Raw genomic sequence first — 14,050 nt, forward strand, 5'->3', positions numbered from 1 at the left:
AGCGGTCCGCAGAAACGGGCCGGTGGCAACACCGGAACCGCGCTGCGGGCCGACTCGACTCAGCGCGCATCTGGCCGAGGTGTATGGCGCGCAGGTGTCGAAACAGACGATCTCCACGATCACCGACAAGGTCATGGACGGGATGGCCGAGTGGCAGAACCGGCCCCTGGACCGCGTCTACCCGGTCGTGTTCCTGGACGCGATCAACGTCAAGATCCGGGACGGCAAGGTCGCCAACCGGCCCATCTACGTCGCGTTGGCCGTGACCGCCGAGGGCACCCGCGACATCCTCGGGTTGTGGGCCGGCGACGGTGGTGAGGGCGCCAAGTTCTGGTTCACCGTCTGCACCGAGTTGAAGAACCGTGGTGTCGAGGACGTGCTGATGGCCGTCTGTGACGGCCTCACCGGCCTGCCTGAGGCCATCAACACCGTCTGGCCGAAGACGGTGGTGCAGACCTGCGTGGTGCACCTGCTCAGGAACTCGTTCAAGTACGCGTCACGGCACCACTGGGACCAGATCGCGAAAGCGTTGAAGCCCGTCTACACCGCACCCACCGAGCAGGCCGCGGAGCAGCGTTTCCTCGAGTTCGCCGAAACCTGGGGCGAGAAATATCCGGCGATCGTCAGGCTCTGGACCAACGCCTGGGCCGAGTTCGTGCCGTTCCTGGCCTTCGACGCCGAGATCCGCACCGTCGTCTGTTCCACCAACGCCATCGAGAGCGTCAACGCCCGCATCCGCCGGGCCGTCCGGGCCCGCGGGCACTTCCCGAACGAGCAAGCCGCCCTGAAATGCGTCTACCTCGCCGTCATGGCCCTCGACCCCACCGGGCAAGGCCGCCGACGCTGGGCGATCCGCTGGAAACCCGCACTCAACGCCTTCGACCTCGCCTTCGAAGGCCGCCTCACCGCAGGCCGCAACTAACCAAACAACATCGAGTTACACCGTTTTCTTGACAGTCCCCCTGAACACTGACCTGATTAGTTACCCTGCTGGTAGGGCCAGCCGGGCGGCCAGATGGTCATGGGTGATCGGCGACGCATTGCCGATAAAGCAGGGGCCGTTGGCCAACACGCCCAGTCCTCGCGGCGCCCCAGCCGTTTGAACGTGCCCACCACACAACATTCGCTTCATCTGGAACTTCTGGTGGCGGCGCCTACCGCCCCGTGTTGCCGAGTGAGGATTCGTCCCAACAACAAACGAGCAACAAACGATCAAGAGCCGACTTCCTGATCTTCAGGAAACCGGCTCTGACCTGCTACTTTTGGTCGGGCTGACAGGATTTGAACCTGCGACCCCTTGACCCCCAGTCAAGTGCGCTACCAAGCTGCGCTACAGCCCGATGCCACCCGGCAACCTCACCGCGCGGCAACTGTTACAGCCTACAACCCCTAACCATGGGCTTTTCCGCGACCCCCCGGCCCCGTCTTCTTCCGGGGCTTCACGGACACCTCGATCGGCGAACCCTCGAACCCGAACTCCTCGCGGAGCTTGCGCTCGACGAACCGCATATACCCAGCGTCCAGCGGCCCCGTGGTGAAGAGCACGAAGCGCGGCGGCGCCACCCCAGCCTGCGTGGCGAACAGGATCCGAGGAGCCCGCCCACCACGAACGGGGTGCGGCGTGGCTTGAGTAAGGGCAGTGAGCCACTGGTTCAAAGCCCCGGTAGGAACCCGCTGCTCCCACGACGCGAGAGCCCGGCGAATGGCCGGCGCCAGCTTGTCGACGGCCCGGCCGGTCTTCGCGGAGATGTTCACCCGAATGGCCCACGGGATCCGCTTCAGCTCGCGGTCGATCTCCTTGTCGAGATAGAACCGGCGGTCCTCGTCGACGAGGTCCCACTTGTTGAAGGCGATCACGAGAGCACGCCCGGCCTCGACCACCTGCGTGAGGACCCGCTGATCCTGCTCCGAGATCACCTCGCCGGCGTCGAGCAGAACAACCGCGACCTCGGCCGCTTCGACAGCGCCGGCGGTGCGCAGGGACGCGTAGTACTCCGTACCCGAAGCTTGGTTGACCCTCTTGCGAAGGCCGGCGGTGTCGACGAACTGCCACAGCTCGCCGTCCATCTCGACCAAGCTGTCGACCGGGTCGACGGTGGTGCCGGCGACCGAGTCGACGACCGCTCGCTCTTCCTTGGACACCCGGTTCAGCAACGACGACTTGCCCACGTTCGGGCGACCCACCAGCGCGACCCGGCGCGGGCCCCGCGGTGCGTTCTCGATGATCGGCGGCGTCGGTGGCAGGGCGGCCAGGATGTCGTCCAGCAGGTCGCCGGAGCCGCGGCCGTGCAGGGCTGAGATCGGGTGCGGCTCGCCCAGGCCCAGGGACCAGAGCGAAACCGCTTCCATCTCCAGGTTCTGGTTGTCGGCCTTGTTGGCGACCAGGATCACCGGCTTGTGGGAGCGGCGCAGCATCTTCACCGCGGCCTCGTCCACGTCCGTGGCGCCGACCGTCACGTCGACCACGAAGACCACCACGTCGGCGGTCTGCACCGCGATCTCGGCCTGGGCGGCGATCGCGGCCGCCCGGTCCTTCGCGTCCGGCTCCCAGCCTCCGGTGTCCACCACGGTGAAGCGGCGGCCTACCCACTGGGCGTCGTACGGGACCCGGTCGCGCGTTACGCCGGGGACGTCCTCGACCACTGCCTGGCGGCGGCCGATGATGCGGTTTACCAACGTGGATTTGCCCACGTTGGGGCGGCCGACTACGGCCACCACGGGAACCGGGCCGGACGTGAACTCGATCGAGTCGACGTCGGCTACGGGGAGCTCACTCACTTGACACCTTGTTATTCAGCAGCGAAAGGAGGTGTGCGACTACCTCGTCGATGCCCATGCCGGTCGTGTCGACCTCGATGGCGTCGGAGGCTAGGCGCAAGGGGTCTACGGCCCGGGACGAGTCGAGCTTGTCGCGGCGGGCCAGGTCGGCCTCGGTCGCGGTTACGTCGGTGGCGTCCTCTGCACTGCGCCGGGCGGCGCGGGCCGCGGCCGAGGCGGTCAGGTAGACCTTCAGGTCGGCATCCGGGGCGACCACCGAGGCGATGTCGCGGCCCTCCACGACGATGCGTGGGTGGCCGGCGATGATGGCCCGCTGGAGGGCGACCAGCTGCTTGCGTACGGCGGGGACGGCCGCCACCGCTGACACCGCACCGGTTACCTCGGCGCCGCGGATCGGGGCGTCGACGTTTACGCCGTTGGCCGCGAAGTGCGGTGCGGACGGGTCGGTGCCGATGGACAATTCGGTCTCCAGGGCGATCTTGGTGATCGCGTCGGCGTCCGTGAGATCGACGCCGGCCTGCATCACTGCCCAGGTCACCGCGCGGTACATCGCGCCGGTGTCCAGGTAGACGCCGTCCAGGGCAGCGGCGAGACGCCGGGAGACGGTGGACTTGCCCGAGCCCGAAGGCCCGTCGACGGCCACCACGCAATTCTCCGGCCGTGCTTCTTCCGCCACCGTTCCTCCTGAGCTAACCTGCCCGACCCAACCGTCCCATTGTGCCCGCACTCCCGCGCATCGACTAACTAGGGTATGTTACCGGCGAGTAACTCTGGAGGGAGCTGCCATGCCCACGCTCGACCGGCACGACGCGGTGTTCGTTCTCGATCTTGGCGACGGCGAGAACCGCTTCCACCCCGACTGGATGGGCAGCGTGAACGCGCTGCTCGACGAGGTGGAGAAGGCGGACGGCCCCAAGGCGCTCGTGACGACGGCGAGCGGGAAGATCTGGTCCAACGGGCTCGATCTGGCATGGCTGATGGAGCACCCTGAGCAGTTTCCGGCATTCACCGCGACCGTGCACAAACTGTTCGCGCGGGTGCTCAGCCTGCCGCTGGTCACCGTCGCGGCGCTGCAGGGTCACACGTTCGCGGCCGGCGCGATGCTCTCGCTCTGCCACGACCTGCGGGTCATGCGGTCCGATCGCGGCTTCTGGTGCCTGCCCGAGGCCGACATCAACATCCCGTTCTCGGTCGGCATGGGTGCGCTCATCCAGTCGCGGCTGACGCCGCAGACCGCCCACCTGGCGATGGTCACGGCCCGGCGTTTCGGCGGCACCGAGGCGTACGCCCATCAGATCGTCGACGAGGCCGTGCCCGAGGCCGAGCTGCGCGAGAAGGCGATCGCCCTCGCCGCGGCACACGCTTCCAAGGCCGGCCCAGCACTGCAAACCATCAAGACGCGGATGTACGCCTCCGTCCTCGCGGCCCTGCACGCCGAGGCCGAGGGCGGCGCCGACGCCAGGCTCGTCATCGGCTCCTGACCGGAGCCCGGCCTGCGCCCGCTCCACCAGCGCGATCACCGCCGCGAACAGCCGCTCCCGGGCCGACACGGAGGGCGAAACGGGCGGCGTCCAGGAAACCGCCGCCCTCACCCCCACGATCGCCAAGGTCTACGAAACGATCGAGGCCGGCCCGCGGGCACTACGAGATTTCGAACGAGAGCACACCCTAGGCAAGCTCGTCGTCCGGATCGGCTGACTCGCGCGGCTCGTCGCCGGCGGCCTTGAACAGCGCCGCGATCTCCGCATTGGACAGGTGCCGGAAGCCGCCCGGCCGCAGGTCACCGAGCTTGACCGGGCCGACCGAGGTGCGGATCAGCCGGGTGACCGGGTGGCCGACCGCTTCCATCAGGCGGCGCACGATGTGCGTGCGCCCCTCGTGCAGGACCAACTCGACCTGAGCGGTCTTGCCGAGCGCGCCGACCAGCTTGAACGCGTCGACCTTGGCCGGACCGTCCTCCAGCTCGACGCCGGAGAGCAGGTTGCGGCCGACGGTGCGGGCCAGCGGCCCGTTGATGACCTCGGCCAGGTAGGTCTTGGTGATCCCGTACCGCGGGTGGGTCAGCTTGTTGGTCAGGTCGCCGTCGTTGGTGATCAGCAGCAGGCCCTCGCTGTCGGCGTCGAGCCGGCCCACGTGGTAGAGCCGCTGGCCGAACTGGCCGAGGAAGTCGGCGAGCTCGCTGCGCCCCTTCTCGTCGTCGAGGGAGGTGACGACGCCGCGCGGCTTGTTCAGCGCGATGTAGACGAGCTTGGTGTCGGTGATCACCCGCTGGCCGTCGACGAGGATCTCGGCGGTGTTGGGGTCGACCTTGTCGCCGAGCTTGGCGACCCTTCCGTTGACGGTGACCCGCCGGCGGAAGATCAGGTCTTCGCAGGCACGGCGGGACCCCACACCGGCGGCTGCCAGCACTTTCTGGAGGCGTTCGGCGGTGTCAGCCTGGGGCATCGAGTACTTCTTCCACATCGTCGGGCAGGAACGGGGCGAGCGGCGGCAGCTGGTCAACGGAGTTGAGGCCGAGCTTCTCGAGGAAGAGGTCGGTGGTCCGGTACAGATGTGCACCGGTTTCACCCTCTATGCCGCACTCCTCGATCAGGCCGCGCGTAGCAAGGGTACGCATGACCCCGTCACAGTTGACGCCGCGGATGGCCGAGATGCGAGACCTGGTCACCGGCTGCTTGTAGGCGACCACCGCGAGCGTCTCCAGCGCGGCCTGGGTGAGCCGCACCGACTGCCCGTCGAGCACGAACCGTTCGACATACGCCGCGTACTCCGGCCTGGTGTAAAGCCGCCATCCCCCCGCGGCCCGGCGCAGGTCGAAGCCGTGCCCCGCCGCCGTGTAGCGCGCCGAGATGTTCTCCAGCAGGATGCCCACCCGCTCGGTCGGCTGCTCCAGGATCTGCGCCAGCTGCATCTCGGCCACCGGCTCGTCGACGACGAGCAAAATCGCTTCGAGCGCCGCGGTGAGTTCGGCTTCGTCGGCCAGGTCCGGCAGATCGGCGCTTTCGCTCATTTCGGATGTACGCTGATCAACTTCCACAACCGCAGCCGGACTGTTCCGCTGCCGACGAGCCTGCTCGGGCACCGCCGCCACGACCGGCGCAGCGATCAGCGGGGCGTCGTCCTCCTCGGCAACCGGAAGATCCATCTCCGCGTCGTCGGTGAGGTCGTCATCGGCGGCCGCATCGAACATGCTCCCGGCGTCCCCGCCGTCCGCAACGAGCGGAGCATCGGCCGCCACCCCATCGGGCTCAACCGGCTCAACCGCTTCCTCGATCGCGGCCGGCAGCTCAAGATCGGGCCCGAGCTCGGCCTCGGTCGGCTCCGGAGAGTCGATCCCGGCGTCGGCCTCCACCGGCACATCAACACTGACCGCCACCTCGTCACCGAGCGCCGGCTCTTCCGCGTCGTCCTCGTCGAGCTCCACGGCCGCATCCGAGCCGGACACCTCCGCGACGGGCTCGTCGTCCGCGTCGAGCCCGGCCGGCTCGTGGTAGCCCGGCGGGTTCGCGCTCTCGAACGCCTCGTCGAAGTCGTCGTCATCGTCGGAGAGCCCGGCCTCCGACAACTCCTCGTCGTCGGCCGACTCGGGGTCCTCCCCCGCCTCGTCCCGGCGTGCCGCTTCCTCGGCCGCCGCCTGATAGGCGCGGTCCGGCGGACGCTGCTGGCGCTCCCACGGCGGCACCCAGGCGGCCGCCTGGTCGGCCAGCGTGTCGGGGCGCTCCTCGTTGCTCACGATCGTTCCTCCACCGCGGCCGGGGCCGCGTCGTCATCTCCCCCGCCAAGATCACGGCGGTCCTCGGGCAAGTCAAATCTGCCCGCCGGGAAGTCCCCCGAGTCGGACACCATCGCACCGGTTGTGCCCTCCTCGCCCTCCCCTGAATCGTTGTCTTCGCTTTCGTCCTCGTCACCGGCATCGAGGCCCTTGACAAGACCGACGTCGAAGCCATCGACATCGGCCTCGAACCGCTCAGCGGCGGCATCGAAGCGCGCGGAAATCTCGTCGAGGTCCGAGTCCTCGTCCTCGTCTTCTTCGTCCTCGGACGCGGCCGAGGAGGACGCAGCCGCGAAGAAAGCCGCGTGCGCCGGTGAAGGCCCGTCGTCCTCGTCGTCGGGCATTTCCGATTCGTCCCCGGGCAGCGGCTCGGCGGCGGTGTCGATCTCCGGCTTGGTGCCCTCGTAGTCGTCGATGTCCAGCTCGGCGTCGGACGCCTCGCCCCCGACCCACCGAACCGTCAGCTCGTCGAGCGACACCGGCTGCTCGAACTCGATCAGCCCCTCGCGATAGAGCTCGAGCAGGGCGAGGAACCGGGCCACCACCTCAAGCGTGTTTTCACAGTCGGCGACCAGCAGCGTGAACGTGGCGCTGCCGGCCCGCCGCAACCGGTCGCGAAGAAGCTGGGCATGCTCGCGCACGCTGACCCGCGCCTGGTGGATGTGCGCGATGGACACCTGCGGCGGCCCCGGCTTGGGCGTGAACTGCTTGAGCGCCAGCTTGAACAGCCGCTCCACCCCGATGCCGAGCACCAGGTCGGGCAGCGCCTCGGCGTACCGCGTCTCCATCGACACGGCCCGCGGGTAGCGCTTGGCCCCCGTCCCCTCCAGGTCACTGATGAAGGCGGCCGCCTCCTTGAACGCCTTGTATTGCAGGAGACGGGAGAAGAGCAGGTCGCGCGCTTCGAGCAGGGCGAGGTCTTCCTCGTCCTCCACCTCGGCGGCGGGCAGCAGCCGGGCCGCCTTGAGGTCGAGCAGGGTCGCCGCCACCAGCAGGAACTCACTGGTCTCGTCGAGGTCCCAGTCGTCGCCCATGGCCCGGATGTAGGCGATGAAGTCGTCGGTGACCGTGTGCAGCGCCACCTCGGTGACGTCGAGCTTGTGCTTGCCGATCAGCTGCAGCAGAAGGTCGAACGGCCCGGTGAAGTTGACCAGCCGCACGGTGAACTTGCCGGTGTCCTCGACCTCAGGAGAAGCGGGGGCAACGGCGTCAACAGGCGGGGGGACAGGCTCTTCAGGCACCTGCTGACCGTAGACCACCGGTACGACAACCTGTTCCGGGCTCACTCCGGCACCTCCGACCGCCTCGAGAACAGCGCGCATCCGTACAACGCCCCAAGATCACGGCGGTAACGGCAGGTCAGCCCCAGACGCGGACGAAGACGAGGCCGAGCGCGTTGACGATGCGCAGCAGGAAGGGACCACCGAACGGGAACAGGCTGCAGATCAGCAGGATCAGCACGCCGACGTTCTTCTCCTCGAACCACAGCCGCATCCACTGCATGCTCGGCCCCGGCTGGCGCATCGCGTTGTAGAGGATGCCGAAGCCGTCGAGCGGCGGGATCGGGATGAGCGCGAGCAGGCCGAAGGACAGCAGCCCGACGGCGATCGACAGCAGCACGGTCTCGCCGACCGGCAGCGACAGCCCGAGCAGCACGTCGGCCGGCCCGATCAGGGAGAGGAAGTTGGCCGGCGCGATCAGCGAGTACACCCCGAGCAGGATCTCGCCGAGGACGATGCAGCTCAGCGGCCCGGCGGCAAAGACCGCGGCGGCCCGGCCCCGGCCGCGATGGCGAGGGATCTCGTCGACCGAGATCATCTTTCCCCAGCCCATGCCGCCCAGTGCGGCGCCGACGGCGCCGAACGGGTCGATGTCTTCCCGCAGGCGAGGCGCGATGCCTTCGTTACGGTCGGCGAGTCCCAGGCTTCGGGCGACGACGCGTACGGCCACCGCGCGCACGGTCAGGCCGAGAAGGAAGGAGACCACCAGGGCGACGAACGCCACCGGCGTGCCGAGTGCGAAGAGCACGGATCAGCCGCGCTCGACCTTGGCGGCGATGACCTCGCGGGCGAGCTGGCGGTAGTTGCGCGCCCCGGAGGAGGCCGGGTCGAGGGTGGTGATCGGGGCGCCGGCCACGGTGGACTCGGGGAACTTGACCGTCTTGGTGATGACGGTCTGGTAGACCTTGTCGCCGAACGCCTCGACCACCCGCTGCAGCACCTGGCGGCAGTGGGTGGTGCGCGAGTCGTACATGGTGGCCAGGATGCCCTCGAGCTCCAGGTCGAAGTTGAGCCGCTCGCGCACCTTGTCGATGGTGTCGAGCAGCAGCGCCACGCCGCGCAGCGAGAAGAACTCGCACTCCAGCGGGATGAGCACGCCGTGCGCGATGGTCAGCGCGTTGATCGCCAGCAGGCCCAGCGAGGGCTGGCAGTCGATCAGGATGAAGTCGTACTCCTTGCGGACCGACCGCAGGGCCCGGGCCAGCGCCATCTCGCGCGCGACCTCGTTGACCAGCTGGATCTCGGCCGCGGAGAGGTCGATGTTGGCGGGCAGCAGGTGCAGGCCGGCCACATCGGTCTTGATGATCACGTCTTCGGTCGCGACGTCGTCCTGCATGAGCAGGTTGTAGACGCTCAGGTCGAGGTTGTGCGGGTTGACGCCGAGGCCGACCGAGCAGGCGCCCTGCGGGTCGAAGTCGACGAGCAGAACCTTGCGCCCGTACTCCGCGAGGGCCGCACCGAGATTGATGGTCGTCGTGGTCTTGCCGACGCCACCCTTCTGGTTGGCCAGCGCGATGATCCGCGCCGGACCGTGCCGATCGGTCGGCATCGGCTCGGGGATCGGACGGCGCATCGTGTACGCCGTGGGGTCGGCCGGGCCCAGATCGGCGCCCAGGTCCAGGGAGTTCTGCTGCTCGCGCAGCGTGGAGGTCCAGGCCTCCGCCCTCGAACCGTTGTCCGACATCGCCTTCGCCCCCTCCCGACTCGCGACTCGCCGCCGGAGCCGATGCCCGACTGTACGCCACGCGGGCGCGCCGATCCGGGTGCCCGTCCGGCGTGTCGCCATCTATGGGTGCGCAGCGTCTAACGAGCGCGCGGGTGTGCGGTCGCGTACACCTCGCGGAGCCGATCCACGGTGACCAGCGTGTACACCTGCGTGGTGGTCACCGAGGCGTGCCCGAGGAGTTCCTGGACGACCCGGACATCGGCACCGCCGTCGAGCAGATGGGTGGCATAGGAGTGTCGTAACGTGTGCGGGCTCACCGCGTGTGCTCCCTCGATCGGGAGACCGGCCGCGGCCGCCGCCCGATGCAGGATGGTCCACGCGCTCTGCCTGGACAAACGGCCGCCACGGGCGTTCAGGAAGACGGCCGGGGTGCCTTTCCCGTTGGCGGCGAGCGCAGGCCGGCCTCGTACGAAATAATTGTCCAGCGCGGCTTTCGCGTAATCGCCGACCGGGACCAGACGCGTGCGCCCGCCCTTGCCATGCAAGATCGCGGCGGCATCGCCGCCCAGATCGAGATCGTCGATCGCCGCACCGACCGCTTCGGAGATCCGCGCCCCGGTGCCGTAGAGAAACTCCAGCAACGCCCTGTCCCGCATGCCCAGCGGCGTGTCGTCGGCGACCGCGAGCAACCGGGTGACCTGGTCGACGTCGAGGGCCTTGGGCAGTCGTTTCGGCGGCGCGGGCGGCCGGATCTCGGCCGCCACATCCACCGCGACCAGGCCTTCCCGGACCGCGAAGCGGTGCAGCCCGCGGACCGCGCTGATCGCCCGGGCCGCGCTCGCCGGCGCCAGGCCCTCATCGCGCAGCGTGGCGAGGTGGCCGGTGACGTCGGCCGCCCGTACCTCCGCAAGATCTTCGGTTTTCAGAGAAGCGGCATACCGGTCGAGGTCGCGCCGGTAGGACGCGAGGGTGTTGGCCGACAGGCCACGCTCGACCACGAGATGGTCGAGATAGGTGTCGATGGCTCGCCGAACGCTCAGTTGAGCACCTCGGATGTCGGCAGGGTTCGCATGCCGTGTGCCTCCGCGACCGGTCCGTAGGTGACGTTTCCGTCGAACGTGTTCAACCCCAGGGCGAGCGCGGCGTCGGCCTTCAGCGCCTGCCGCCACCCGAGGTTGGCGAGTTCCAGAGCGTACGGGAGGGTGACGTTGGTCAGTGCGTAGGTGCTGGTGTGCGGGACCGCGCCGGGCATGTTCGCGACGCAGTAGAACATCGACTGATGCACCGGGTAGACCGGGTCGGCGTGCGTGGTCGGCCGCGAGTCCTCGAAGCAGCCGCCCTGGTCGATGGCGATGTCGACGAGCACACTGCCCGCCTTCATCCGGCTGACGAGGTCGTTCGAGATCAGGTTCGGCGCCTTCGCGCCCGGGACCAGCACAGCGCCGATCACCAGGTCGGCGTCCACGACGGCTTTCTCGATCTCGTACGCGTTGGAGGCGATCGTCTGCAGATGCCCCCGGTAGTCGGCGTCGGCCGCCCGCAGCCGGGCGATGTCGCGGTCCAGGACCAGCACCTCGGCCTGCATGCCGAGCGCGATGGCGGCCGCGTTCATCCCGGCGACGCCGGCCCCGATCACCACGACCTTGGCGGCGTAGACGCCGGGCACCCCGCCCATGAGTACGCCGCGGCCGCCGCCCGAACGCATCAGGTGGTACGCGCCGACCTGCGGGGCGAGCCGCCCGGCCACCTCGGACATCGGTGCGAGCAGCGGCAGCGACCGGTCCGGCAGCTCGACCGTCTCGTACGCGATGCCGGTGACCCGACGGTCGACGAGCGCGTCGGTGCACTCCTTCGAGGCGGCGAGGTGCAGGTAGGTGAAGAGCACCTGGCCGGCCCGCATGCGCGGATGTTCCTCGGCGATCGGCTCCTTGACCTTGAGGATCAGGTCCCCGGTCTGCCAGACCTCGTCGGCCGTGGCGAGGATGGTCGCCCCGGCCGCCGAAAAGTCACCGTCCGTGATCGAGGAGCCGGCCCCGGCGCCGGCCTGAACGAAGACGTCATGACCCGATCGGGTGAATTCGTACACACCTGCGGGCGTGATCGCCACCCGGAACTCGTTGTTCTTGATCTCGCTGGGAATGCCGACCTTCACCGCCGACACCGTCCTTTCTCAACGCTGAGTGACGGTTTTCGCCGACCCGGACAGGGGGCCGTCTCGCCGCAGATTACCCCGCACTGACCTGGCCTAACGGCTGTTTCGTCGGCTTTCCGGATACCTTCCACATAGGACCGAGGGGGTGGCCCACACAGCAACGGGCCCTATGATCCCGGGGCATGACCGTGCCACCGGGCATCGATCCCACCGTGCCCAACGCCGCCCGCATGTACGACTACTACCTGGGCGGCAAGGACAACTTCGCCGTCGACCGGGCCGCCGCCGAGCAGGTGCTCGCGGTCGCGCCGGAGATGCGGGAGGCCGCGACCCAGGGCCGGGCGCTGATCAAGCGGGTGGTCCACCACATGGTCGCCGAGCGCGGCATCAAGCAGATCGTCGACATCGGCTCCGGGCTGCCCACCGGCGAGAACGTGCACGACATCGCGCACGCCGTCGACCCGTCGGTGCGGGTGGTCTACATCGACCGCGACCCGGTGGTGTGCATCCACGGGCGGGCGTTGCTGGCCGGCAAGAACGTCGCGATCGTCGAGGGTGACCTGCGTACGCCGTACGAAATCCTGGCCGACCCGGACGTGCAGCGGCTGATCGACCCGGCCGAGCCGGTCGGCATCCTGATGATGTTCCTGCTGCACCTGATCGCCGACGAGGACCGGCCGCACGACATCGTGGCCGGCTACCGCAAGGCGGCGGCGCCGGGCAGCGTGCTGGCGATCTCGCACGCGGCCAACGACGCCCGGCCGGATTACATGGCCCGCATCTCGGCCATCTACGAGCGGGCCAACTCCCGCTTCACGCCGCGCAGCCGGGAGGACATCGCCGACTTCTTCGGCGACTGGCCGCTCGAACGGCCGGGCCTGGCGAACGTCTGGCCGTACGAGACGCTGCCCGACGGCATGGACCCGGACCTGGCCCGGATGGGCTACGGCGGGGTCGCGGTCAAGCCGGCCTAATCGGCGAGCCAGCGCCCCGACTGGTCACGCCATCCCTTGGCCAGCCGGGCGCCCGGGAACGGCCCGACCTGCCGTCGCGGCGGCAGCGTCGAGTCGAGCTCGACCATGTAGGACGACAGGTTCTCGCGCTGCTCGACGGCGGCGATCCGGCCGTAGTGCTGGAAGTTCAGGATGTAGGGATCCCGGTCGTACGGCGGCAGCACCGTCACCAGGTCCCCTACTTTGAATCCCTCGTTCCGCGCGGTCATTTACAGAATGTAGGACCTGCAACCAGTCGCCGTCGAGCAGCCGTTCGGGCGTCAGTTGTTGACTTCAACGAAGGTTGAAGTAGCAGAGTGGCCGGGTGAGCTTTTCGGAGAACGAGATCGAGTACCTCGGTAGCCAGCACCTCGGGCGGTTGGCCACCCTTCGCCCCGACGGCACGCTGCAGAACAGCCCGGTCGGCTACCGCTACAACGCGGCCGGCGGGACCATCGACATCGCCGGCTTCAACATGGAGCGCAGCCACAAGTTCCGCAACGTCGCCACCACCCATGAGGTGGCCTTCGTGGTCGACGACATCGCGTCGGTGCAGCCGTGGCGGGTGCGGTGCCTGGAGATCAGGGGGACGGCCGAGGCCATCGAGGCGGCCGCCGACTCGGCCTACGGCAGCCCGGGGCCGATCATCCGGATCCACCCGCGGCGGATCATCGCGTTCGGGCTGGACCAGCCGGACACCGAGCCGCACCAGCTCGTGCCGAACAGCCGGAACGTGGTCGCCGGCTGAATAGGATGCGGCTGTACTCACCGAACGGGAACTGCTGACCGCGGCCGAGGCGGGCATCACGCTGTGGGCCGGGCGGCTCGTGCTGGACGCGCAGCCGCCCGCCGACGACGAGACGCTCGCCTCCGTGGCGTCGCGGTGCGCAGGGCCGCTGCCGGCCGGGCTGGTCGAGCTGTGGCGGGCCACGTTCGGCGGGCGGCTCGACTACGACCTGGACGCCCCGGTGTCGGTGGCCGAGCTGTTCCACCCGGACAGCGACGGCTACCAGGACCTGTGGGGCTGGATCGAGCAGGAGTGCGAGCTGGCCGCCGCGCACATCCCGGGCTGGGACGGCCGGCTCACCCACCTGCCGATCGGCGGCTTCGAATACCTCGACCGGATCTACGTACACACCGCGGCCGGGCCCGGGCACGGCGCCGTCGTCTACTGGCAGCAGGGTTTGGCCGGCGACCGCACCGGCCCGCTCGCCGCAAGCATCCACGATCTGTTCGACCGGCTGGGCCTGGAGCGGGACCCGTGGGCGACCGACGAGGCCGGCTCCGGCGACGCCCTGCGCGACGCGGTCGACGCGCTCGCCGGCAGCAGCGACCCGCACGCCCGCTCCGCCGCCGGGAAGCTCCGGACGATCGTGCGGGCCGCGGTGCGGTCGTAGGATGCGCCCGCTG

Annotated in this window: 14 protein-coding genes, 1 tRNA gene and 1 pseudogene; 5 read left to right on the forward strand and 11 right to left on the reverse strand. The window is 69.0% G+C overall.

Annotation, left to right across the window (positions count from 1 at the left end; translation table 11 throughout):
• A partial coding sequence (locus Adu01nite_RS46495) for an IS256 family transposase (RefSeq protein ID WP_203735836.1) occupies positions 1-922 on the forward strand: 922 nt, incomplete at its 5' end.
• Between the two features lie 341 nt (positions 923-1,263).
• Here Adu01nite_RS46495 and Adu01nite_RS46500 read toward each other — a convergent pair.
• From Adu01nite_RS46500 to cmk, 3 genes are all read right to left on the reverse strand, one after another.
• Positions 1,264-1,340, reverse strand: a tRNA-Pro gene (locus Adu01nite_RS46500).
• Between the two features lie 49 nt (positions 1,341-1,389).
• Positions 1,390-2,778 (reverse strand): ribosome biogenesis GTPase Der, encoded by a 1,389-nt coding sequence (gene der, locus Adu01nite_RS46505; RefSeq protein ID WP_203735837.1) that lies wholly within the window; start codon positions 2,776-2,778, stop codon positions 1,390-1,392.
• Entirely contained in the window at positions 2,771-3,454 is a 684-nt protein-coding gene (gene cmk, locus Adu01nite_RS46510; protein WP_203735838.1) for a (d)CMP kinase, read from the reverse strand. Before cmk ends, der begins: the two co-directional genes overlap by 8 nt.
• Positions 3,455-3,563: 109 nt before the next feature.
• Here cmk and Adu01nite_RS46515 point away from each other — a divergent pair, with 109 nt between their 5' ends.
• Positions 3,564-4,259: an enoyl-CoA hydratase-related protein gene (locus Adu01nite_RS46515; protein WP_203735839.1), complete on the forward strand. Its 696-nt coding sequence runs from the start codon at positions 3,564-3,566 to the stop codon at positions 4,257-4,259.
• Between the two features lie 187 nt (positions 4,260-4,446).
• On the opposite strand, the gene Adu01nite_RS46520 is transcribed toward Adu01nite_RS46515, so the two are convergent.
• From Adu01nite_RS46520 to ald, 7 genes and pseudogenes are all read right to left on the reverse strand, one after another.
• Entirely contained in the window at positions 4,447-5,241 is a 795-nt protein-coding gene (locus Adu01nite_RS46520; RefSeq protein WP_203735840.1) for a pseudouridine synthase, read from the reverse strand.
• On the reverse strand, positions 5,210-5,968 hold the full coding sequence (gene scpB / locus Adu01nite_RS48300; RefSeq protein ID WP_239133227.1) for an SMC-Scp complex subunit ScpB: 759 nt from the start codon (positions 5,966-5,968) through the stop codon (positions 5,210-5,212). The genes Adu01nite_RS46520 and scpB overlap by 32 nt, the downstream gene beginning before the upstream one ends.
• A gap of 967 nt (positions 5,969-6,935) precedes the next feature.
• Positions 6,936-7,809 (reverse strand): annotated as a pseudogene (locus tag Adu01nite_RS46530) (segregation and condensation protein A); the annotation flags it as partial.
• Between the two features lie 100 nt (positions 7,810-7,909).
• Positions 7,910-8,578 (reverse strand): zinc metalloprotease, encoded by a 669-nt coding sequence (locus tag Adu01nite_RS46535; protein ID WP_203735842.1) that lies wholly within the window; start codon positions 8,576-8,578, stop codon positions 7,910-7,912.
• A gap of 3 nt (positions 8,579-8,581) precedes the next feature.
• Positions 8,582-9,514, reverse strand: coding sequence for a ParA family protein (locus Adu01nite_RS46540; RefSeq protein WP_203735843.1), 933 nt, complete (start codon positions 9,512-9,514; stop codon positions 8,582-8,584).
• A 119-nt stretch (positions 9,515-9,633) separates the two neighbouring features.
• A complete protein-coding gene (locus Adu01nite_RS46545; protein WP_275414795.1) occupies positions 9,634-10,536 on the reverse strand; it encodes a site-specific tyrosine recombinase XerD in 903 nt (300 codons plus the stop codon).
• A complete protein-coding gene (gene ald, locus Adu01nite_RS46550; RefSeq protein WP_203735844.1) occupies positions 10,533-11,648 on the reverse strand; it encodes an alanine dehydrogenase in 1,116 nt (371 codons plus the stop codon). Before ald ends, Adu01nite_RS46545 begins: the two co-directional genes overlap by 4 nt.
• A gap of 182 nt (positions 11,649-11,830) precedes the next feature.
• Here ald and Adu01nite_RS46555 point away from each other — a divergent pair, with 182 nt between their 5' ends.
• Positions 11,831-12,622: an SAM-dependent methyltransferase gene (locus Adu01nite_RS46555; RefSeq protein WP_203735845.1), complete on the forward strand. Its 792-nt coding sequence runs from the start codon at positions 11,831-11,833 to the stop codon at positions 12,620-12,622.
• Here the strand turns inward: Adu01nite_RS46555 and Adu01nite_RS46560 are convergent.
• Positions 12,619-12,870: a hypothetical protein gene (locus Adu01nite_RS46560; protein WP_203735846.1), complete on the reverse strand. Its 252-nt coding sequence runs from the start codon at positions 12,868-12,870 to the stop codon at positions 12,619-12,621. The two genes, Adu01nite_RS46555 and Adu01nite_RS46560, sit on opposite strands and share 4 nt — an antisense overlap.
• Before the next feature lie 95 nt (positions 12,871-12,965).
• On the opposite strand from Adu01nite_RS46560, the gene Adu01nite_RS46565 reads away from it, so the two are divergent.
• Positions 12,966-13,388, forward strand: a complete 423-nt coding sequence (locus tag Adu01nite_RS46565; protein WP_203735847.1) for a PPOX class F420-dependent oxidoreductase — start codon at positions 12,966-12,968, stop codon at positions 13,386-13,388.
• Positions 13,389-13,467: 79 nt separating this feature from the next.
• Complete coding sequence (locus Adu01nite_RS46570; protein ID WP_203735848.1) at positions 13,468-14,037, forward strand: SMI1/KNR4 family protein; 570 nt, start codon at positions 13,468-13,470, stop codon at positions 14,035-14,037.
• Positions 14,038-14,050 lie beyond the last annotated feature (13 nt).

The organism is Paractinoplanes durhamensis, assembly GCF_016862175.1.
Classification (GTDB): Bacteria; Actinomycetota; Actinomycetes; order Mycobacteriales; family Micromonosporaceae; genus Actinoplanes; species Actinoplanes durhamensis.